The 21790-nt window shown below is 45.0% G+C and carries 18 protein-coding genes; all 18 read right to left on the bottom strand.

The annotated features are described in order from the left end of the window. Nucleotides 1–224 precede the first annotated feature (224 nt). Nucleotides 225–1262 carry a recombinase RecA gene (gene recA, locus CVD19_RS16025; protein WP_101583244.1) on the bottom strand — a complete coding sequence of 346 codons (1038 nt, stop codon included), beginning with the start codon at nucleotides 1260–1262 and terminating at the stop codon, nucleotides 225–227. Between the two features lie 784 nt (nucleotides 1263–2046). Further along, complete coding sequence (locus CVD19_RS16020) at nucleotides 2047–3285, bottom strand: competence/damage-inducible protein A (protein ID WP_101583241.1); 1239 nt, start codon at nucleotides 3283–3285, stop codon at nucleotides 2047–2049. Between the two features lie 22 nt (nucleotides 3286–3307). Further along, complete coding sequence (gene pgsA / locus CVD19_RS16015; RefSeq protein ID WP_101583239.1) at nucleotides 3308–3886, bottom strand: CDP-diacylglycerol--glycerol-3-phosphate 3-phosphatidyltransferase; 579 nt, start codon at nucleotides 3884–3886, stop codon at nucleotides 3308–3310. Nucleotides 3887–3978: 92 nt separating this feature from the next. After that, nucleotides 3979–4893: a helix-turn-helix domain-containing protein gene (locus tag CVD19_RS16010; protein WP_101583477.1), complete on the bottom strand. Its 915-nt coding sequence runs from the start codon at nucleotides 4891–4893 to the stop codon at nucleotides 3979–3981. A gap of 20 nt (nucleotides 4894–4913) precedes the next feature. Then, nucleotides 4914–5705: a DUF3388 domain-containing protein gene (locus tag CVD19_RS16005; RefSeq protein ID WP_101583236.1), complete on the bottom strand. Its 792-nt coding sequence runs from the start codon at nucleotides 5703–5705 to the stop codon at nucleotides 4914–4916. 179 nt (nucleotides 5706–5884) lie between these two features. Next, on the bottom strand, nucleotides 5885–6142 hold the full coding sequence (locus tag CVD19_RS16000; protein WP_101583233.1) for a DUF3243 domain-containing protein: 258 nt from the start codon (nucleotides 6140–6142) through the stop codon (nucleotides 5885–5887). 100 nt (nucleotides 6143–6242) lie between these two features. Continuing rightward, the gene (ymfI, locus tag CVD19_RS15995) at nucleotides 6243–6965 is read right to left on the bottom strand and encodes an elongation factor P 5-aminopentanone reductase (protein ID WP_101583475.1); all 723 of its coding nucleotides are present in this window, start codon (nucleotides 6963–6965) and stop codon (nucleotides 6243–6245) included. A 55-nt stretch (nucleotides 6966–7020) separates the two neighbouring features. After that, nucleotides 7021–8313: an EF-P 5-aminopentanol modification-associated protein YfmH gene (gene yfmH / locus CVD19_RS15990; protein ID WP_101583473.1), complete on the bottom strand. Its 1293-nt coding sequence runs from the start codon at nucleotides 8311–8313 to the stop codon at nucleotides 7021–7023. After that, nucleotides 8313–9590 carry an EF-P 5-aminopentanol modification-associated protein YfmF gene (gene yfmF / locus CVD19_RS15985; RefSeq protein WP_101583231.1) on the bottom strand — a complete coding sequence of 426 codons (1278 nt, stop codon included), beginning with the start codon at nucleotides 9588–9590 and terminating at the stop codon, nucleotides 8313–8315. Before yfmF ends, yfmH begins: the two co-directional genes overlap by 1 nt. 280 nt (nucleotides 9591–9870) lie before the next feature. Then, complete coding sequence (locus CVD19_RS15980) at nucleotides 9871–10824, bottom strand: ABC transporter permease (RefSeq protein WP_101583229.1); 954 nt, start codon at nucleotides 10822–10824, stop codon at nucleotides 9871–9873. A gap of 1 nt (nucleotide 10825) precedes the next feature. Then, nucleotides 10826–11905, bottom strand: coding sequence for an ABC transporter permease (locus CVD19_RS15975; RefSeq protein WP_101583226.1), 1080 nt, complete (start codon nucleotides 11903–11905; stop codon nucleotides 10826–10828). Continuing rightward, a complete protein-coding gene (locus tag CVD19_RS15970) occupies nucleotides 11902–13425 on the bottom strand; it encodes an ABC transporter ATP-binding protein (protein WP_101583223.1) in 1524 nt (507 codons plus the stop codon). The genes CVD19_RS15975 and CVD19_RS15970 overlap by 4 nt, the downstream gene beginning before the upstream one ends. 176 nt (nucleotides 13426–13601) lie before the next feature. Continuing rightward, nucleotides 13602–14672, bottom strand: coding sequence for a BMP family lipoprotein (locus tag CVD19_RS15965; RefSeq protein WP_101583471.1), 1071 nt, complete (start codon nucleotides 14670–14672; stop codon nucleotides 13602–13604). A gap of 111 nt (nucleotides 14673–14783) precedes the next feature. After that, nucleotides 14784–15509 carry a GntR family transcriptional regulator gene (locus tag CVD19_RS15960; protein WP_101583221.1) on the bottom strand — a complete coding sequence of 242 codons (726 nt, stop codon included), beginning with the start codon at nucleotides 15507–15509 and terminating at the stop codon, nucleotides 14784–14786. 272 nt (nucleotides 15510–15781) lie between these two features. Next, nucleotides 15782–18124, bottom strand: a complete 2343-nt coding sequence (locus CVD19_RS15955; RefSeq protein WP_101583219.1) for a DNA translocase FtsK — start codon at nucleotides 18122–18124, stop codon at nucleotides 15782–15784. A gap of 335 nt (nucleotides 18125–18459) precedes the next feature. Beyond that, entirely contained in the window at nucleotides 18460–18669 is a 210-nt protein-coding gene (locus CVD19_RS15950; RefSeq protein ID WP_101583217.1) for a YlzJ-like family protein, read from the bottom strand. Next, nucleotides 18666–19454 carry a ClpP family protease gene (locus CVD19_RS15945; protein ID WP_101583469.1) on the bottom strand — a complete coding sequence of 263 codons (789 nt, stop codon included), beginning with the start codon at nucleotides 19452–19454 and terminating at the stop codon, nucleotides 18666–18668. Before CVD19_RS15945 ends, CVD19_RS15950 begins: the two co-directional genes overlap by 4 nt. 398 nt (nucleotides 19455–19852) lie before the next feature. Beyond that, the gene (locus CVD19_RS15940; protein WP_101583215.1) at nucleotides 19853–21520 is read right to left on the bottom strand and encodes a ribonuclease J; all 1668 of its coding nucleotides are present in this window, start codon (nucleotides 21518–21520) and stop codon (nucleotides 19853–19855) included. Nucleotides 21521–21790: the final 270 nt, after the last annotated feature.

The following is a 21790-nucleotide window of genomic DNA, read 5'->3' as shown; positions in this document are numbered from 1 at the left end:
CGAAAAAAATGTAAAATATACATGTTTAATTGTAAGGCTGGCAAAATTTATTGTCAAGGGTAAGTCCTTTTTCATCTGTGTCCACTCGTTTTCGCACCAGAATCGCCTTAAAATTGGTTTGATCGTGATTCGCCATTTCAAAAAAGCAAAGCCGCGGCGGGCTTTGCTTTAAATGTTTAACAGATGTGAAATTGCCAATTATATAACAGATGTGAAATTGGCGGTTAGTCGAGAAGCAATTCTTCCTGGTCTTCCTCTTCAGGAGCGATTTTTTCCTCGTCAAGACCATAATGCTCACGGATTTTCTTTTGGATTTCAAGACGAATGGATGGGTTTTCCTTTAAGAAGAGCTTTGCGTTTTCACGGCCCTGTCCAAGGCGCTCTTCATTGTAGGAGTACCATGACCCGCTCTTTTGCACAATATCCAACTCCGCGCCCATGTCGATCGTTTCGCCTTCTTTGGAAATTCCCTCTCCGTACATGATGTCGACTTCGGCTGTACGGAATGGAGGAGCTACCTTGTTTTTCACGACTTTAATTTTTGTCTTGTTTCCGACCATGTCATTGCCCTGCTTCAATGTTTCCGCACGGCGGACTTCAAGGCGTACGCTTGAGTAGAACTTAAGCGCGCGTCCTCCTGGAGTTGTCTCTGGGTTTCCGAACATAACTCCGACCTTCTCGCGGATCTGGTTGATGAAGATCGCGATGGTTTTTGATTTGTTGATTGCCCCTGACAATTTACGCAGCGCCTGTGACATTAAACGCGCCTGCAAACCGACGTGGGAGTCTCCCATTTCACCTTCGATTTCAGCCTTTGGCACAAGTGCCGCTACAGAGTCGATGACGATGATTTCCACCGCGCCGCTGCGGACAAGCGCTTCTGCGATCTCAAGCGCCTGCTCGCCTGTATCCGGCTGGGAAAGCAACAGTTCATCAATGTTTACTCCCAGCTTCTGTGCGTAAACCGGGTCGAGGGCATGCTCCGCGTCAATAAACGCTGCTTGTCCGCCTGCTGACTGGACTTCTGCGATCGCGTGCAATGCGACAGTTGTTTTACCTGAGCTTTCAGGGCCGTAAATTTCGATAACCCGGCCACGCGGATAGCCGCCAATTCCAAGGGCCGCATCCAGTGCGAGGGAACCGCTTGGAACGGTGGAAATTTTCCGGTCCGTTTGCTCACCCAGCTTCATGATGGATCCCTTGCCAAATTGCTTTTCTATTTGTTTCAATGCCATTTCTAAGGCCGCCTGACGGTCACTCAATCAATATTCCTCCTTTTTAAGCGGTCAAGGTGCATAATCACCCGGCTCGCTGGTCCTTGCTCAAAACCTATTATTAATATACCTTTTTTCTACCTATTTGTCGAGCAAAAAGTCGAACATTCATTCGTTTTTTTTGAATCATATATCCGGTTGAAAATCCGTTTTTATCCCTTGATTACTGGCAATTTACCCAGAAATACCTTCCAAAAATCCAGTTCTGTTTCATTGTCTGAATCTTATCATTTCATGCATCATTTTTGCAGTGAAAATAATCGGGGGTTCTTCACCATAATTAGTGGTCTATCATCACGGAAGTATTTTAGTGTTCAACACCATTTTGGAAGGACGGCCTTTTCTATTAGTCCGCCATACACCTTTAGATGGACAACTTTCCCTTTCGTCCTGCCAGTTTTGTCCATCATACACCTTATGATGGACAATTTTCCCTTTCGCCCTGCCAGTTTTGTCCATCATACACCTTATGATGGACAATTTTCCCTTTCGCCCCGGCTGTTTTGTCCATCATACACCTTATGATGGACAATATGCCCTGTCGCCCTGGCTGTTTTGTCCATCATACACCTTGTGATGGACAATTTTCCCTTTCGCCCCGGCTGTTTTGTCCATCTTACACCTTGTGATGGACAATTTTCCGTTTTATCCATCGTGTACTTTAGGGAATGTTTCCTTTTTTCAAGCTTAGATTGTGGAGAGCCTAGGTTGATCCATCCGAGTCAGTACACAAGCAATGGACAATAAAAAACAGAATGCACCTGGCATTCTGTCAACCTTTTAAGCTATTGATCAAAAGATGGCACCCATGTTTCACTGAACGGATCCGGATTCCCTTCCTGCCTCCGGCAAGAATGAGTTTTTCGACCCTCGTCGGCTGGCCTTTCATAGCAATGCCGATATACACCGTCCCTGCCGGATGGCCCTCGTGCTCCCCCGGGCCAGCCACTCCAGTGAAGCTGATGCCAATGTCGGCGTTAAAAAGGACTGCTGCATTTTCAGCCAGTTCAGTGGCACATTCCGCACTGACGGCTCCGTATTTTTCAATCGTCTCTGCGTTAACTTTTACGGCATTGATTTTTGCCTCGTTCGTATAGCAGACAATCCCGCCTTTGAGCAAACTGCTTGCTCCCGGCCTAGAGGTAATCTCCTGCTGGAACATCCCCCCCGTAAGGCTTTCAGCTGCCGAGACTGTCAACCCTTTTTCCAACAGAAGCTTTGCCAGCTCATCGATTAGCGAAGTGTCTCCATAGCCGTAAAAATACTTGCCGACACGTTTCAAAATCCGGCTTTCAACTTCATCTATCAACCCGTTGGCAATGTCCCAGGAATTATGCTTGGCCGTCAGCCTTAACGTCACTTCCCCGTCAGCCGCAAGCGGGGCAATCGTCGGGTTGCCTTGGCTGTCGATCAGATCCTCGATTTCTGTTTCAAGTGCCGCCTCACCGATTCCAAAGAACCTCAATACCCTTGAGACGATTTGCTCCTGGACGCCCTGCTTCGTACGGATTGCCGGCAGGCCATAGGTCAGAAACATCGGCTCCATCTCCTTCGGAGGGCCAGGCAGGAGCATATAGAGGCGGCTGCCGGCAGCAACAAGCATGCCGGGTGCCATGCCATGGTCATTTCTCAATACATGTGATCCTTCGATAACAAGGGCCTGTTTCCTGTTATTTTCAGTCATTGTGCGATTGGTCCGCTCGAAATACAGCTCAATCGACTGCATTGCTTCCTGGTCGATAACAAGCTTCCTGCCGACATGGGAAGATATCGTTTCTTTTGTCAGGTCATCCTTTGTCGGCCCTAGTCCGCCTGTCAACAAAATGAAATCGGCGCGTTCCTCAGCAATTTCAAGCGCTTTTTTAAGCCGGCCAGGATTATCTCCTACTACGGTGTGAAAAAACACATTTATGCCGATCCCGGCCAATTCACGAGATAAAAACCTGGCATTGGTATTGACGATCTGGCCGAGCAGAAGCTCAGAGCCGACTGCTATGATTTCAGCATTCATTAAAAAACCGCCTTTTCGATCCCTATTTTGAATTTTTCAAAACATGCCGGTTGAGATAAAAATAGTCCCAGCCCGACCACAGCGTGAAGAACAGTGCTACCCAGAGTGCGATATCAGCGAACGGAATGGAAATCATTTCAAAGATGACATTATGCAGGAGAAGTGCCGATATCGCGACGATCTGCGCCCAGGTTTTGATCTTGCCCAGCATATTCGCCGCAACGACTTCGCCTTCTCCCGCGAGCACAAGCCGGAGCCCAGTAACGGCAAATTCCCTGCTGATGATCAGAATGACAATCCATGAGGCAGCATAACCCAATTCAACAAGCACAATGAGCGCAGCGGAAACAAGAAGCTTGTCTGCAAGCGGGTCAAGGAATTTTCCCATATTGGTCACAAGGTTGTACTTTCTGGCATAATATCCATCCACCCAGTCCGTTGCAGAAGCCAAAATAAAGATCAGCCCGCCAATAAGGTGCGCCACCGGCATTTCCGCACCAAGGAACGCAACATTTCCCCAATCGAAAGGGACCAGCATGATAATTAAAAACAGCGGGATCAGCAAAATCCGTGAAACAGTAATTTTATTAGGCAAATTCATTTCGTAACCTCCATGTTGAAGCACAATATAAAAACTTTAAAACATATGATGCCATTTGCACAACGGCGAAAAAATAGCCACCACTACGATGGCTATTGGGCCGCTTTGACATACCTGATTGTAATATCCTGTCGCATTTGTTCTGTAGCGGGCACAGCATATTCAAGCTTCTGGCCATTGACATAGATTTCTGTAGCTGGTGCGAAGCCGACTACAATAACCGCTTCTGTGTCATTGGTTAAATCCTGGGTATTGCTTTCGGTTGCACCTTTTTTCAGCATCCCCTGGAACAGTGATGTGCCGCTGCCATTCTTGATGTTTACCCATGTTTCCCCGGTGGACACGACTTTAAGCTCGAATTTTTCAGCATTTTTCAATTCATATACGCTCCGCCGGCCATTCGCCTCGACCATCGTAAGTTCCTGGGCAGGTTTTTCAGGTTCTTCCTTGGGTTCTTCTTTGTTTGCTTCCTCTTCTTTGCTGCCTGCACCTTTATCTTCAGCCTTATTCTTGTCTTTGCCAGCATTTTTATCGTTATCGGCGAGCTCTTCCGACTCCTCGAATTTTGCCGGATCATTGCCGCCAGTCACTGGGTCCTGCGTGTTGTCTCCTGCATTTTTTTGGAAAATGTACCATACTAGCACCAAAGAACCCACAACAAAGGCAGCTATCAGAATTTTCGGGAGTAGGTCAAGAAACTTTGATGTGCCAGGTGAAATGCTTTTTCTCGTCTGCACGCGCGATAGCTGTTCAGGCAAATCTTCGTTGTATGTAGATGGAATATCATTTTTATATTCTTCAAACAGTTCGTCGGGCTCAAGACCGACAGCCTCGGCATACTGTTTGATGAATGCGCGCACATAAAACTTGCCCGGCATCATTGAATAGTTTCCTTCTTCTATTCCGAGCAGGTACCTTTTTTGAATTTTCGTGATCGACTGAAGCTCGTCCAGGCTTAATCCCTTGGCTTCTCTTTCTTCTCTTAACCGACTTCCTAGTTCAGTCACGATAACACCTTCCAATACATTTAAAAATCAAATCCTCCAAAATCAGAGTCTGAAAACATATTATTTTTCTGGACCATATCATAGACGATTTCTTCATCCGGATGGTTTCTCAGTTCAATGAAATAATCGAAGTCATCCATTGAATACTCGGTGTTCTGCACGAATATATCCGGATGCTCCACAACCTTGACTGCCGGAAGGCGCATTATCTCCCTGACAAGCTGCCAGTGGCGCTCGTTCGCCCTCCGTGTCGACACGATGCCGTCTATAATAAAAAGATTGTTTTCGTTGTACTCATCTTCAATCAATTGAGTGCGGACCGTTTGCTTAAGCAGGGTTGAAGATAAGAAAAGCCACCGCTTGTTCGCACAAACACTCGCTGCAACGATCGATTCAGTCTTCCCAACCCGCGGCATTCCCCGGATTCCGATCAGCTTATGGCCTTCCTGTTTAAACAATTCTGCCATAAAATCAACCAGTAGTCCAAGCTCGTCCCTTACAAACCGGAAAGTTTTCCTGTCGTCTGCATCCCTCTGTATGTAGCGGCCGTGCCGGACAGCAAGGCGGTCACGAAGTTTTGGTTCGCGAAGCTTCATTACCTTTATGGTGTCCATTGTGTGTAAAATCGACTCTAAACGTTCAATTTGCTCATCATCTTTGGCAAGGATGAGCAGCCCTCTTCGTCCTTCATCCACACCGTTTATCGTGACGATGTTGATGGCAAGCATACCGAGTAAGGAGGAAATGTCACCGAGCAAACCGGGCCGGTTGTTCTGAATTTCATATTCCAAATACCACTCTTTTTTTTCCATCCAAACCTCTCCCCATCCAAGATGATAAATTTCGACAAGTTTCTGCCGATTTTTATCTGTCTTCTATATTATATGATTTTCAAAGAAGATGAAAGGGAAAACAAGCACACTGCAGCTTTATATTGAAAAGAAAAAAAGAGAGGCAGCTCCCTCTCTTCTTTGATGAATTTAATTAGGTTTTATCGAGTTCCATCATTCTGGACGAGCTTCACCATCATGCTTGCAATGGCATGCTGCTCGTCTTCGCTGGCGACAGACCATAGATCTCTTAGCACTCTTTCCTGCTCGTTTTGCGGGTCAACATTCTTCGCAAGATACTCCCCAACTTGGTATGCAAGGTCACTGACAACGCCCTGGTTCATCCCCTCGCCCTGGGCGCGGTCGAGACGGTTTCCAAGATAATCCTTCCATTGCTGCCAATTATCTAATACTGACATATTAAGAAACCTCCTTTTCTTTTGATTCATGGTTATTTTGCATTTGTGAGGTTCAAAATATACATGGTTCCACCCGGTAAAATGAATGCCTACGGTCAAGTTATATGTACCATCCACCATTTACAGGGAGAACCTGGCCGGTAATATAGGCTGCTTTATCGGATAGCAGGAACACCACTCCATCGGCGATGTCCCGGGGGCTGGCAAATTTTCCGAGCGGTATGTCCTGCCTGATGGAATCACCCTCCTCCATGTTAAAACGGGCCATCATAGGTGTATCGACTGCACCTGCCGCAATCGCATTCACCCTGATTCCTGATGGCGCAACTTCCTTGCTTAAGGCCTTTGCAAATGAAAGCTGCGCCCCTTTTACGGCGGAATACGCTACTTCGCAGGCTGCGCCCGTCTGGCCCCAAATCGAAGAGACGACAACGATTCCTCCCTGTTTCTTTTGGACCAGTTTTGGCAAGAGCAGTTTGGTAAGCATCATCGGAACTGTAATATGGACCCTGATCAGCTTTTCCAGGTCCTCTTCTTCTAAATCAGTGATCAGCCCATATAACGAATGTCCGGCATTATGTACGATAGCATCCAAAGAAAAAATGTTTGCCGCGACTGTTTTATAGCCTTCTGTGGAGGAAAGGTCTGCCCTGATCGGGATGAATTCACCCGCGAAGGATTCCAGTTTCCCCATCAGGCTGGCCATCGCCTGCTCATTTTCGTGGTAATGAAGGTACAGGGAATACCCTTCTTCAGCAAGCCTTTGGGCAGTCGCCTGCCCGATTCCCCCGCTTGCTCCTGTGATAAGTGCGAATTTTTTCATCATGATTTCCTCTCCTATGCACAAAAAAACGCGCCGGCTTCCCGGCGCGAATGCTTCATTTTCCTTTCGGGACAACCTGGCAGACTGTAAAACGGTCGGTATCGATAAAGGCGTCCGCTGTTTTTTTAATATCATCAAGCGAAATCTTTTCTAGCGTTGGAACGACGTCAAACAAGTCCATGTCATTGAATGCATATCTCGTGAACTGGTTGGCAATGTATTCAGGGGAATTCACCGCCCGCAAGAACGAACCGATCTTCTTCTTTATGGAGCGCGACAGGTTTTCTTCGGTAAAAGCTTCACCCGTTTTCGCGGTCAGGAGCATACTTTGGATTTTTTCGGCAAGCACGTCAGGATCCCGCGTGTCACTCCCGACCATGGCAAACCCAAAGCCCTGTTCCTGTGTGTAATCATAGGAAAACGTGTCATCGATCAGACCCTCATCATAAAGCTCGGCATAATTGCCAGAGCTTTTGCCGAAGAGGATGTCGAGCATGACGTTTATGGATAGCTCGTTCATCAGCATTTCCTTGCCGTTCTGCTCTGTGTTTACCGCTTTTACCCCGACAAGGCACTTTGAAGACTGGACATTCATTTGCAATACTTGTTTTTTCTCGGCGACTTGTGTCGGCTCTTCAGGATATTTCCGCTCAATTTCCGGCTGGTCGCTGTATTTTTTTCTTGCCTGGTTCGCTTTGATCTGGGCCAAGGTTTTCTCTGCATCAACCGGACCGATTACGAACAGCAGCATATTGCTTGGATGGTAAAATGTCCGGTAGCACTCATATAACAAATCCGCAGTGATATTTGCAATCGACTCAATTGTCCCTGCAATGTCTATTCTCACCGGGTGTTCCTTATACATGTTTTGGATCAACCCGAAATACAGCCGCCAATCCGGATTGTCATCGTACATCGTGATTTCCTGGCCAATGATCCCTTTCTCCTTCTCCACTGTTTTTTGTGTGAAATATGGATCCTGGACGAAATCAATCAGGGTTTCTAGATTCCGGTCGACGTTTGACGTGCTTGAAAACAAGTATGCCGTCCTGGTAAACGATGTAAAGGCATTGGCCGAAGCTCCCTGGCGGCTGAACTGCTGAAACACATCCTCATCCTCTTTTTCAAACAGCTTGTGCTCAAGAAAATGGGCTATCCCGTCCGGGACTTTGATCATTTCTTCCTTCTGAAGCGGAACGAAAGTGTTATCAATCGAGCCGTATTTTGTTGTGAAGGTTGCATAAGTCTTATTGAAGCCTTTTTTTGGGAGAATGTAAACATTTAGCCCGTTATCCAGCTTTTCATAATAAAGCTCCTCTTGAAGCTGGTCAAAGCTCAATTTTTCCATCATTGCCCCGCCTCCAATCCGGTTAAAAAGTAAATGGTATCCAGCTGGACCTTGTTGGCAGCGGCCACAATATCCTGTTTCGACGCTTCCCGCATTCCTTGAAGCCATGCGTCAAGCCCAATTGTTTTTCCCGACACAACATTATGGTAAAGCACCTCTACCATGCCTCTTGCCGTATCAAGCGTTTCGAGCAGTTGGTTCTCGATCACTGCTTTAGTCTGTTCGATTTCCTCATCGGAAAAATCGCCGTTTTGCATCGCCTGCATTTGCTCCTTGATGATTTTGACTGCAAGCTCGTAATTTTTAAATTCAATTCCCGACATAACCATCATCAACCCTTTATGGCTTTCAAGCCGGCTTGCTGCATAGTAGGCGAGACTCGCTTTTTCCCTGACATTCCTGAACAGCTTGGAATGGGAGAAGCCGCCAAATATGCCATTGAATACTTGCAGGGCAAAATAATCTTCGTCCCCATATTTCACATTTGTACGGTAGCCGATATTCAGCTTGCCCTGTTTGACATCCTGCTGTTCCTTTACTTCTTTGACTTCGGTAATGTTAACGGGAGCATCAGCAGTTTTCTTTGTCCTCCTGTCAGGAAACGTGAACAGGCTGTCTGAGATACTTTGCACTTCATCTTCCTGTATATCCCCGATTACGTACAGATCGAGTTCATCCTCTTCTAAAGCCTGCTTGTAATAATCAAACAAGCCTTGCCCATCAATATTGTCAACCTCGTCAATTTCACCGTTCACATGCAGGGCATATGGCTCACCTTCGCACATCTCCTGCACGAGCCGGAAATTTGAATACCTCATTTTATCATCATATACAGATTGGATCCGTTGTTTCAGTGTCCGCCTTTCTTTTTCAATCGTATCATGATCAAAAGCACCGCCCTCAGCATGAGGATGAAGCAGGATCTCTTTCAAAAATTCAAACGTTTTTCTCAGCAATGGAGACTGGTCGCTTAAAAATTTTTCATTGGCGACTTCAATCGAAAAGCTGATGACCTGATATTCGCCTTTCTTGGAAATATCCACAAACAGGCTGGCACCGTATAATTCATCCAGATAGGCGCGCAGCTTTGCTGTTGTTGGAAATTTTCCGGAACTGCTTTGCAGTACGTATGGAAGCAATGCTCTTTTGGTTGCAGATTCTTTTTCGAGGGGTGCCTTCATTCTCCAGACAATCGTGTTTGTTTTAAACTTATCTGTTTTTACGATATGAAGGTTGTACCCTTTCATATTTTTCACTGATTCCGATATCACTGCCATGGAAGTCCTCCTTTTTGGTACGAGCTAAAAGATAATATTTCAGGAATGCCAAATTATCGCTCATGTCCCTGGCCTGAATTACTGCCGCCTATTCAATCATATGTATAATTTGGTGAAGTTAGTTTTATCTTCTCCCCAGTTTATCAACATATTCTTACTATACATTGCCGTTTTCATTAATTACAACTTATTAGCGCAAAATAAAGAAGCCTGGGCATTTTGCCCAGGCTAAAAGGTATAATGATCAAAAAGTTGAACATAAAGATTTAAAAAGCAATCATTAACGCTTTCCAGAATCAAAGGTTTCTCCCGCTGCCTTAGGTGCTTGTGAAGATTTTGAGAAGATAACTAAAGCTATTAAAGTTACTACATATGGGAAAATCTTCAGAATGATCGGTGGAAATACTGCCAGTTCAGGTATTACTTGAGACACGTTGGCCACTGTGCTTGCAAAACCGAAAAAGAATGTAGCTGCGAGTATGCCCAACGGTCTCCATTGGCCAAAGATTAAGGACGCAAGAGCGAGGAAGCCTAATCCTGAAACGGTGCCTGTAAATTCCCCTGCATAAGTCACGATGATTAAGGCACCGCCTAGTCCTGAGAAAGCCCCGGAAATCAACACTCCACTGTAGCGAATTCTCTTTACGTTTACTCCCGCGGCTTCAGCAGCTTGCGGGTACTCACCACAAGATCTTAAGCGCAGGCCGAATTTGGTTTTATATAGTACAAACGTGCTTATGAGAAGGACTAATAAAATAAACCAGGTCGTAGGGTAGGTTTTGGTGAAAAACAAATCACCAATAACCGGAATCGATGATAGAACCGGTATATCCATTGGTGAAAATCCGCTGGTTATTCGGATATTTCCACTTCCGGTAATATTTCTTGCCAAAAACACCGTTAACGCCGTCGCAATTAAATTAATCGCAGTACCGCTGATAATTTGATTGGCACTTAAGTTAATACTGGCAAATGCGTGCAATAAAGAAAATAAAACGCCGACTATCATTGCCACAAGTATGCCAACCCATAGAACTAACGTGTTATTTGACCACGTTCCTTGAAGGAAGTGTATCGTCATCGCACCAGAGAATGCTCCGATGACCATCAAACCTTCCAATCCAATATTAACAATACCACTTCTTTCACTAAACAGGCCGCCTAATGCAGTAATCAGAAGAGGAATAGTAAATAAAATTGCATAAGGAAATATTTGTTCAATGATTGTCCACATCTTATGATTCCCCCTTCTTTACATCAGGGACAACTATCTCTTTCTTTTTCGACGCAGGCTTCCAAAAACGTCGTATCAAACGTTCAATAATGATGCTTGTAGCAGCAAAATAGATAATAATAGCAATAATCGTATTTGCCAGTTCAGGTGGAATTTCAGTCATTGCATTCATAAAGCCTGTTCCAGAGTATAGGATACCGAAGAGGATCGCTGCAAAAAATACTCCTATTGGCGTGTTAGCACCTAGTAAGGCGACTGCAATTCCATCATAGCCTTGCGTTGGCAAAATACCGATCTGGATACTCGAAGCATTTCCTGTGTACAATGCTACCCCGCCAAGACCTGCAAGAGCACCAGAAATAAGCATAGATAAAATGATATTCCGGTTTACTTTCATCCCGGCATACTCCGCAGCGTGCCTATTAAAGCCAACTGCCTTTAATTCAAAGCCTAAGGTGGTTTTATTAATAATGAAAGCGATGATAAAAACGGTAATCACTGCAAGGAATAAACCAAGATTAATATAGGATCCAGCAAACATTTCCGTTAGAAAAGGGACTCGCAAAGTTGCTTCTTCAGGTAGTTTCCTAGACTCTGTTTCAAGAAATTCCCCTTTGAAGTATCCCGGCACAACATAATAAGTAGTCCAATACGCTATCCAGTTCATCATGATGGTCGATACAACTTCATGAACATTGAATCTAGCCTTAAGCAAACCAGGGATAAAAGCCCATAGTGCTCCACCTAGCATACCAACCAGAATCATTACAAGAAGAAGTATAGGTCTTGAGAAATCAAAAGTTAAACCAACTGCTGTAGCAAGAAGACCACCAATCAGCATTTGGCCGGAAGCACCGATATTAAACAGTCCAGTGCGAAATGCAAATGCAACAGAAAGTCCTGTAAATACTAGCGGCGTAGCAGTTGCCAAAGTATTGCCGATTCGTTCTATATTCTTAAGTGCGCCTTGGAATAAGAATGAATAACCTTCGACAGGGCTGCTGCCGATCAGGAGCATCAATAGTCCCCCTGCCAATAGTCCCAAAATAATGGCTATTATTGATACGATAGTATTTCTCATACATTTCTCTCCTTGCTTATGCCTGCCATCATTAATCCTACTTCATTTTCATCCGTTTCAGCAGACTGCACTACGCCAATCAGCTCGCCATTGTTAACGATGGCGATTCGGTCTGAAAGCTGCAACACCTCATCAAGCTCTAATGATATTAAAAGAACAGCCTTCCCTTTATCACGATGCTCGATTAATCTTTTATGGATATATTCAATGGATCCTACATCTAATCCGCGTGTTGGCTGTACAGCAATCAAAAGGTCCGGATCAAGCTCAAGTTCTCTCCCGATAATTGCCTTCTGCTGGTTCCCGCCGGATAAGGTTCGAGCAATGGATGATGCTCCTTCTCCCGACCGGACATCAAAATTTTCCAAGATTTTTTTAGCATAATTCCGTATTGCAGATACATTTAATAACCCGTTTTTCGCAAAGGGAGGTTTATTGTAAACTTCTAAAACCATGTTGGATTGTAACGTATAGTCTAAGACCAAACCCCGTTTTTGTCTGTCTTCAGGAATATGTCCAACGCCTTTTTCAATTCTTTGGCGAATGGGAATGTTCGTAATTTCTTCACCATTTAAAAAGATTTTTCCTGATTCTGCTTTCCGCAATCCAGTGATTGCTTCAACTAGTTCAGTTTGTCCGTTACCTTCTACCCCTGCTACTCCTACTATTTCTCCCTTTCTCACTTCAAGGGAGAAACCTTTCAGCCCCATGACTTTTCGGTTGTTTTTAACAGAAAGGGAATCTATTTTAAGTACAACATCACCAGGTGTACTTTCTTTCTTATCCACTTTAAAAGAAACATGGCGGCCAACCATCATCTCTGCAAGGCTTGCTTCACTTGCCTCAGCTACGTTCACAGTTCCAATGGATTTACCACGACGAATAACTGTACAACGATCTGCTACCGCTTTTATTTCCTTTAACTTATGAGTAATAATAATGATTGATTTTCCTTCTTTGATCAGGTTACGCATAATCTTCATTAGCTCTTCGATTTCAACCGGAGTCAAAACAGCCGTTGGCTCGTCCAAGATTAATACCTCTGCTTCGCGGTAAAGCATTTTCATAATTTCTACTCTTTGCTGCATTCCCACTGAAATATCTTCAATCTTTGCATGCGGATCAACGTTCAAGCCATAATGCTTCGATAATTCTTCTATTCTTTTGGCAGCCGTATCAATATCAAGCACAATGCCCTTCAAAGGTTCACTGCCCAGGATGATATTTTCTGTAACCGTAAAGTTGTCTACTAGTTTAAAATGCTGATGCACCATCCCTATCCCAAGGCGATTGGCCACATTTGGATTGGAAATGCGAACTTCTTTTCCATTAACTTTAATCGTCCCTTTATCAGGTTGGTACATTCCAAACAAAACACCCATTAAGGTTGACTTGCCTGCACCATTTTCCCCTAAAAGAGCATGTATCTCTCCTTTTTTTAACGTCAGGGAGATATTATCATTTGCCACAATACCCGGAAATTCCTTCCGAATATTCAGCATCTCAACAACATTACTCATATGTAGCACTCACCTTTTTTATAGACATAATTCCTGAATTAATAGGGAGCCCCCTATCACTGCAACACGGTGCAGGATATAAATGAACCTGGCAGATCATTTTAAAGAAAAATTATTGCACTCACACCATAATATACAAAAGAGACGGATGAAAACCGTCTCTTTTGTGTGCCCGTTTACTTCAATAAATCCCCTTGTTCAGCTGAGACTTTGATTTCACCAGATTTAATCTTTTCAAACACTTCTTTTACTTTAGCGGTTGTTTCTTCACTTAAGTTAGGGTTTTTTTCTGGTAATCCAATTCCGTCATTTTTAGCATCAAACGTTAAAGTCTGACCGCCTGGGAATTTACCATCTAATTCTTGTTTGACCATATCAAGAGATACTTGATCTAATTTTTTCATGGCTGAGGTTAAAATAACTGACTTGTCACCTTCATAAACTCCATCAGCATATTGGTCTACGTCAACACCAACAATCCAAACCTCTTCTCCATCTTTAACACGTGTTTTTGCTTCATTTATTGCTCCCACTCCAACACCGCCGGCAGCAGTAAAGATTACTTTTACGCCACGGTCATACATTTGGGCAGCAATTTGTCCACCAGCAGCTGTATTGTCAAAAGTGCCTTGGTAGATGACGTTTTCTGCTTTCATAGTAATGTTTGTACCCAGATTTTCATTAGCATATTTTACACCTTGCTGGAATCCCCAGTTGAACTTTTGTACAGCTGGAATTTCCATTCCACCAATAAATCCAGCTTCACCTTCTTTTAATTCGAGAGCAGCTGCGATCCCGGCCAGGAAGCCTGATTCATGTTCTGCAAAGAATACTGCAACAGTATTATCCTTGACAACTGGTTTAAAGTCTCCCTTATGTGGATTACCATCAATGATTACGAATTTTGCATCTTCGTATTTTTCTTGTGCTTGGAAGATGGCAGTTTCAAACTTGAATCCAGGTGCAACAATAAACTTGTAACCTGCATCATATAAATTACCAATTTCCTTTAAGTAATCAGCTTCTGTAGTTCCAGCTGGTTTAAGGTATTTTTCTTGGATTCCTAGTTCATCTTTAGCTTGAAGAATTCCTTCCCATGTTCCTTGATTAAACGATTTGTCATCAATTGTACCAGAATCAGTAACCATACCTACTTTAAGATCTGCTTCTTTACCATTCTTACCAGTACTTTCTTCAGCGCCACCACATGCAGCCAGCATTGTGCCTGCTGCTAAAAGCAATGACATAGCCAAACCAAATTTTCGCTTTTTCAAGGTTTGTTCCCCCTAAAGATTTGTTTGTAGGATTTAGTAGAAATGTTTAAATGCTAGAAAGCGAGTTTCCCCATGCAGGAAAAGCTATATTCTTTTTCTCAAAACATGGAAGCTGAACTTATCTGCTTTGAAGTAATTTACCGAATAGAGAATCGGTACATCCATTTCATCAAAATGCATCTGCTTCAGGACAAGGAGGGCCGTTTCCGGCTCACATTCAAGGATGGGCGAAATTTTTTCATGATAGCCAATCGGCTCAATCTGGGCAACCGCATATGTAATCTTCCGGTTCGATTTCACCTCGAGCATATGAAAGATGGACTCATTTTCATATGATAAAGGCCCGGGAAGAATTTTAGCAGGAATCTTGTCAAGGCAATAGACGACAGGTTCCCCATTTGCGGTCCTTACCCGTTCAATCATGACCATTTCCTCATCTGGTGAGCATGAAAAACGCCGAATGTCCTCTTCCGTTGGCCCTGTTGTCAAAGAGTCCAAAAAAATAGTGCCTGGTTTCATACCTGCCTGTTCAATCATATTCGTCACGCTGTTAAGCTGCTCGATTCCGGACGTAAACAATGGCTTTGCGTTCACAAAAGTTCCTACTCCGTGCCTGCGAATGATCACATTCTCTTCTTCGAGAATCCGAAGTGCTTCGCGAAGTGTTGCCCTGCTTACTCCAAGCTGTTTGGCAAGATCAAATTCTGAAGGGAGCTTTTCTCTTTCTTTGTACACGCCCTCCTGAATATCCTGCTTGAGGCGATCGATTACTTGCAAATACAGGTGCCGGTTATCTGACTTGATAGACATGGGGTTCCTCCAACCACTTTTTCAAGACATCAGACCTCTGATGTTTAAGCATTCCTACTAATCATCAAAACTATAACACTTTTTTGAATATAAATAAATAGTGTTTCATGATTTTGTCGAAAAAAGCTGGACCTCCCTCCGATGCCATTTATTTCATATATCACGCGCTTTTAGAAGAACTTTTCCCCAAATGAGAGCGCTTTATTTTTATGTCATAATTCGCAACATTTTTCTCGATATTACTACTTATCTCATCGCACAAAAAAAGCCGGCTAGACCGGCTTTTTCTCTTCATCCGTTTTGGCAACAAGGACCGAGCGTGGTTTGCTGCCTTCATAAGGGCCAACGATCCCCCGTGTTTCCATTTCGTCAATCAGGCGGGCTGCCCTCGTATAGCCGATCCGGAACCGCCTCTGCAGCATGGATACGGAAGCTGTCTGCATCTCCACGATCAAATCGACCGCTTCCTCATACAAGTCGTCATCTACTTCCCCGGTCAGCTCGGGAGCGTCTTCAGGGATCATTTCTTCCTGGTATTGTGCTTTTTGCTGGCCTATGACAAAGTCCACGACTTCCTCAACTTCTTCGTCCGACAAGAAGGCACCCTGGACGCGGACAGGCTTGGACGCCCCTACAGGGAGAAACAGCATGTCTCCCCTTCCCAGCAATTTTTCCGCACCGCCCATATCAAGGATCGTCCGTGAATCTGTCATCGAAGATACTGCAAACGCAATTCGTGACGGAATGTTTGCTTTGATTACGCCTGTGATGACATCGACAGAAGGGCGCTGGGTTGCGATGATCAGGTGGATCCCCGCCGCGCGGGCCATCTGGGCGAGCCTTGTAATCGAATCTTCCACATCAGAGGACGCAACCATCATTAAATCCGCCAGCTCATCCACGATTACGACGATGTACGGAAGCAGTGGCTGGTTGGCCTCCTCTTCAGCATTATAGCGCTTGATATAATCATTATAGCCTTCAATGTTTCTTGTGCCTGAATGCGAAAACAACTCGTAGCGGCGCTCCATCTCACTTACCACTTTTTTAAGTGCCTGGGAGGCTTTTTTCGCATCGGTTACGACAGGAGCGAGCAGATGGGGGACGCCATTATACACGTTTAGCTCGACCATTTTCGGGTCAATCATCATCATTTTCACTTCGTGCGGCTTGGCCCTCATCAAAATACTGGTGATAATTCCATTAATACAGACACTTTTCCCGCTCCCTGTTGCTCCCGCCACGAGTAGGTGGGGCATCTTGTTCAGCTCTGCCTGGACCGCTTCCCCGGTAATGTCGCGCCCGAGCCCGATTTGGAGCTTGGAACCTGGCCTGTCGTTTTTGGCTTCAAGGACCTCCCGCAAAGATACAACGGCAACCTCCGAGTTCGGGACTTCGATCCCGATCGCTGATTTTCCCGGTATTGGCGCTTCAATGCGGATATCCTTTGCAGCAAGTGCCAGTGCAAGGTCATCATTCAAACTGACGATCCTGCTTACTTTTACCCCGACATCAGGGTGGACTTCATACTTTGTCACTGCAGGTCCCAGATGGACCTGGGTAACACGCGCTTTGACACCAAAGCTTTGAAAAGTCCGCTCGAGCTTAGCCGCATTCGCATGGATGATCTCATACTCCCCGCTTTGGTCAGTCTGGCTCGGAGCCTTGAGGATGTTTAAAGGCGGCAGCTCATAGGCTGCGTTTTCCACCTCGGTAAAAGTGATCGGCGGCTGGTTGTCGTCTTCGTCAGCAGGCTCACCGGCCCTCTGTTTATATGCTTTTGAGGTGCTTGCTGCTTCCTGCTCAATCGGATATGCGCGTTCTGCAAAGCTGGAAATGATCGGTTCGGAAAACTGGGCAGACTCGTCTTCTAATTTATCATGTTCAGCCAAAACAGTTCGTGCCGGCTCTTCTTTCTTTTGCGCTTTTGACGCCTGTTTTGCCGCACGCTGTTCCTCTTTACGCTGCTGCCTGCTCTCGCTCCAGTTGGACATATCCTGCAAAAATGCCTGCCACTGGTTTCTAAAGAACTTAACGACTGGCTTTATCATTTTTCCGGCCGCTTCCCCGAAGGTTTTTCCAGTGATCAATGTGAGACCGATAATAATCAATAAGTAAGCGATGAGCTGCGATCCTGCCGCATCAAATAAAAAATAAAATAATGCCAACAGGATTGCGCCCAGCATCCCGCCGCCAAGATCCTTTGTGCTGGCCAGCCCTTTCGCCTCCATCACGAATAACTCCCATGTTTTCGCTATCACACTTGGATTCTCTACTTTGCCGCCCTCCACCAGCAGGTCGATGATTTTGACATGGCTCAGCAACAGGATTGCGGAAATGATCAAATATGTACCGATAAGTTTTACTTGAAACATGAATGGAAGCTCCCGTTTCCACATGATATATACACTGAATGCCACCAGCCCAATCAGGCTGAGCATGTACCATTCCCCCATGAAAAAACGGAAGAACAGGACAGTGCCCCTCCCCCCCGCACCGAGTTCGGCCATCGCGATAATGGAGAGTGCCAGCAGAATGAGACCTGTCAGTTCATATTGAATTGTTGTTTTCATCGCAGCTTTTTTGCTGGATTGTCGCCGTTTCCTTTTAGCCATCATATTCACCTTACTTATAGTCTATAATTTACAGCGTAAACAAAACCGCCGCCATGCATACTCGCAACACAAACATAAGCATTTTCTCACAACCCAGTCATTGAACAGAGAGTGTATTTTCGCAGAAACAAACAAAATGAAGGCGGTGTGAGCGAAGCCATAAGATTCCCAATGGCATAAGCAATCATGAATGTCTTTACAAAATATGTATAAAACCCAGCCAATTAGCAGCCCCTTTTCCAAAGAAGAAAAGAAGCAGCCTGAAAAAGGCTGCCGGGGTTTATTTTACCAATATTATATCATACTGAATAGGCTTTAAGGGACATACCTTTTTCCTAGAAGGCAGAAATTTTCGAACCGGGGGTGCAGTACGGCTGTAAATAATGGGCCGGATCGGTGCTCAGCACACGGACTACGCGGTATTCGTGTTCATCTGTCAATTCGGCGAGCAGCGGGATTCCGTTATAAGAAATCATCGTCTGGCTCGTTGCTTCTCCATCACCTGGATATACAAGCTCCTGGGGCATCATCGTGTAGAGGATCATTGGACGACCCCCTCGAGTTTTCCTTTATTCAAGTCTATCAGTTCGTTCAGCTTTTTCATTGCCTGCCCAATTCCCCCTACTTCATCTATCAAACCCGATTCAACAGCGTCATGGCCAACGACGTTCGTTCCGATGTCACGGGTAAGGTTCCCTTTGGCAAACATCAATTCTTTGAACTTTTGCTCCGTAACCTTCGAATGCTTTGTAACAAAATTCACGACCCTCTCCTGCATTTTGTCCAAATACTCGAATGTCTGGGGGACACCGATCACAAGTCCAGTGAGCCTGATCGGATGGATCGTCATCGTGGCAGTTTCAGCAATAAAGGAATAATTAGTAGATACGGCTATCGGTACGCCGATCGAGTGTCCGCCCCCAAGCACGATCGATACCGTAGGCTTTGAAAGTGAAGCAAGCATTTCAGAGATTGCAAGCCCCGCCTCTACATCCCCGCCGACTGTATTCAGGATCACAAGCAATCCTTCAATATTGGGATTTTGCTCGATCGCAACAATTTGCGGAATGAGATGTTCATATTTCGTTGTTTTATTGTGCGGGGGAAGCTGCAAATGGCCTTCAATCTGGCCGACGATTGTTAAGCAATGTATTTTAGAATCCTGTGAAAGCTGGGGTACATTTGTTTGGCCCAGCTGCTGGATCCTCTCGAGCAATCCTGATCCTTTTTCATCTTTCGGTGCTTCCTGCCCCTCCTGGTTGCCACCGGGATAATTCGGCTGCTGCTGGCCTGGATAATGATTGGGCTGCTGCTGGCCGGGATAGTTCATCTGTTGATTGACTGGATAGATTGGCTGTTGGTGCACTGGATAGCTCGGCTGCTGATACATCGGCTGGCCCGGCTGCTGACTCACCACAAAGTCCGGCTGTTGATTCAGAGGAAATTGCGGTTCATGGCCGCCGGAAAAATTATTTAGAAATTCGTTATACATCGAATTTTTCTCCCTTCACACATGATAATGTTAGTATGGACTTCACTTACCATTTCATGCGGAAATTAAAGGAAAAAAAGGAATATATGGTTATGAAGGACAAAAACCACACGCGGAAGCCGAAAACTGTCCTTCATTATGCCAATTCGGGGGAAAATGCGAAAGTGAACAGAGAAAAACTCCAGCCACTGCCGCACCGGGCAGTAAGCTGGAGCTTTTGTTTTATACTTCCTTTTTTATACTTCCATAATGATCGGCATGATCATTGGCCTGCGCTTTGTTTTTTCAAACAAATAATAGTTTAATGAGTCCCTCATGTCCTGTTTGAGGCTCGACCAGTCAAAGGATTGCTTGGATATCCTTTTTTCGACAATATCCCTGACAATCCCGGCGGCCTCCTCCATCAGCTTTTCCGATTCCCTTACATATACAAATCCGCGCGAAATAATTTCAGGGCCGGCGGCAATTCTTCTTTCAGCTTTATTCAATGTCACAACCACAATGAGGATCCCATCCTGCGAAAGCAATTTGCGGTCACGTAAAACTATATTTCCGACATCCCCTACACCGATTCCATCAATTAGTACATTCCCGGCAGGAACTTTTTCAGTCGAACGGAATGCGCCATTCTTAATTTCAATGACATCCCCCCGGTCAGGGATATAGATATGATCCTCCGGAATGCCACATGAGAGGGCGACCTTTTTGTGGGCCTGGAGCATTTTATATTCCCCATGGACGGGAATGAAGAATTTGGGGTTCATCATATTGATCATGAACTTCAATTCTTCCTGGCTGCCATGGCTCGAAGCCTGTACCGTCTGTTTGCCGGCGATTACATTCGCTCCCGCCCTGTATAGCATATCGATTGTTTTATAGATGAACACTTCGCTTCCCCGCAACGGGGTGGCGGCAAACAAAACCGTATCCCCCTTTTGGATGTTCACCTGGGGATGTGCCTGCTTTGCCATCTTTTGAAGGACCTCGATTGGCTCACCCTGGTTCCCTGTTGTCAGTATCACGATTTCATCATTTTGATATTTTTCAATATCAGTGATTGGAATGATGATGTCTTCCTGAATCTCCAGGTATCCCAGCTCTAGGGCAATATCGTAGATACGCTGAAGGCTCCTGCCGACTACAGCCACTTTGCGCATCGTCTCCGCGGCACTGTCGAAAATATGCTGGATCCGGTTCAAATCTGACGCAAAACACGCTGCGATGATCCTTCCTTGCGCATTGTAGAAAGTATCGGAAAGTTCACGCGTTACTGTAGCATCAGAAGTCGTATAGCCTGGTTTCTCTGCCTCAGTGCTGTCCGATAAGAGGCAGAGCACCCCTTTCTCGCCGATCTGGGCGATCTTCCCGATTTCCGGCTTATAAAGCCTGGAAGCTGCCTGGTCGAATTTAAAATCACCAGTATGCACAATTGCACCCTCGGAAGTGTGGATGCATACACCGACAGAATCAGGGATGCTGTGGTTCGTCTTAAAAAAAGAAACCTCTGCCGAATCAAATGTCACGACAGAATCAGAATGAATTTCCCTGAAATCAGCATTTCCTTTGAATTCCTGTTCCTTCAATTTCGCTTTTGCAAGGGCAAGAGTCAGGCGGGTGCCATAGACAGGCGCATTAATTTTTCGCAGCACGTATGACAATGCCCCAATATGGTCTTCATGGCCATGGGTGAGAAAAATTGCTTTAACCCTGTCCTTATTTTCCGTTAAATAAGAGATGTCAGGAATCACAATATCTATTCCGAGCATTTCGTTTTCCGGAAACATCAAACCCGCATCTACAACGAAAATATCTCCGTCTACCTCAGTGAGGTACATATTTTTTCCTATTTCTCCGACTCCACCAAGCGCGATCAGCCTGATGGCATCATTTTTTCTGTTATTCAATTTTCCGTTTCCCTCCTATGATGAATTGGGCCGCACGTTGAGCAGTTAAAATCATTATACTTGATGATAGAAATCCATTACAACTTATATCAAAATTTTGGGGAGCCTGCGTCTTGTCCATAACACAATTAATTCCCAGCCAGCCCCTTGGCGAAACTACTGTAATGCGCACAAAAGCCAACCAGCTTTAAACTGGTTGGCTCAGATTGTAGACAAAAGGCATCCGAATGGCCTCATTCGGATGCCTTTTGTTGCATTTTAAGCGGATAA

The sequence above is a fragment of the Bacillus sp. T33-2 genome (assembly GCF_002860205.1).
Lineage (GTDB): Bacteria > Bacillota > Bacilli > Bacillales > Cytobacillaceae > T33-2.
The sequence above is the reverse complement of the archived record's forward strand: the minus strand, read 5'-3'. Positions and strand labels throughout refer to the sequence as shown.

Excerpts from the sequence above, each read along its gene's own strand:
- CVD19_RS16020 (WP_101583241.1), bottom strand. The coding sequence starts at position 3,285 with ATGAATGCTGAAATCATAGCAGTCGGCTCTGAGCTTCTGCTCGGCCAG.
- pgsA (WP_101583239.1), bottom strand. The coding sequence starts at position 3,886 with ATGAATTTGCCTAATAAAATTACTGTTTCACGGATTTTGCTGATCCCG.
- CVD19_RS16005 (WP_101583236.1), bottom strand. The coding sequence starts at position 5,705 with ATGGAAAAAAAAGAGTGGTATTTGGAATATGAAATTCAGAACAACCGG.
- CVD19_RS16000 (WP_101583233.1), bottom strand. The coding sequence starts at position 6,142 with ATGTCAGTATTAGATAATTGGCAGCAATGGAAGGATTATCTTGGAAAC.
- ymfI (WP_101583475.1), bottom strand. The coding sequence starts at position 6,965 with ATGAAAAAATTCGCACTTATCACAGGAGCAAGCGGGGGAATCGGGCAG.
- yfmH (WP_101583473.1), bottom strand. The coding sequence starts at position 8,313 with ATGGAAAAATTGAGCTTTGACCAGCTTCAAGAGGAGCTTTATTATGAA.
- yfmF (WP_101583231.1), bottom strand. The coding sequence starts at position 9,590 with ATGGCAGTGATATCGGAATCAGTGAAAAATATGAAAGGGTACAACCTT.
- CVD19_RS15980 (WP_101583229.1), bottom strand. The coding sequence starts at position 10,824 with ATGTGGACAATCATTGAACAAATATTTCCTTATGCAATTTTATTTACT.
- CVD19_RS15975 (WP_101583226.1), bottom strand. The coding sequence starts at position 11,905 with ATGAGAAATACTATCGTATCAATAATAGCCATTATTTTGGGACTATTG.
- CVD19_RS15970 (WP_101583223.1), bottom strand. The coding sequence starts at position 13,425 with ATGAGTAATGTTGTTGAGATGCTGAATATTCGGAAGGAATTTCCGGGT.
- CVD19_RS15965 (WP_101583471.1), bottom strand. The coding sequence starts at position 14,672 with ATGTCATTGCTTTTAGCAGCAGGCACAATGCTGGCTGCATGTGGTGGC.
- CVD19_RS15960 (WP_101583221.1), bottom strand. The coding sequence starts at position 15,509 with ATGTCTATCAAGTCAGATAACCGGCACCTGTATTTGCAAGTAATCGAT.
- CVD19_RS15955 (WP_101583219.1), bottom strand. The coding sequence starts at position 18,124 with ATGGCTAAAAGGAAACGGCGACAATCCAGCAAAAAAGCTGCGATGAAA.
- CVD19_RS15950 (WP_101583217.1), bottom strand. The coding sequence starts at position 18,669 with ATGATCCTCTACACGATGATGCCCCAGGAGCTTGTATATCCAGGTGAT.
- CVD19_RS15945 (WP_101583469.1), bottom strand. The coding sequence starts at position 19,454 with ATGAACTATCCCGGCCAGCAGCAGCCCAATCATTATCCAGGCCAGCAG.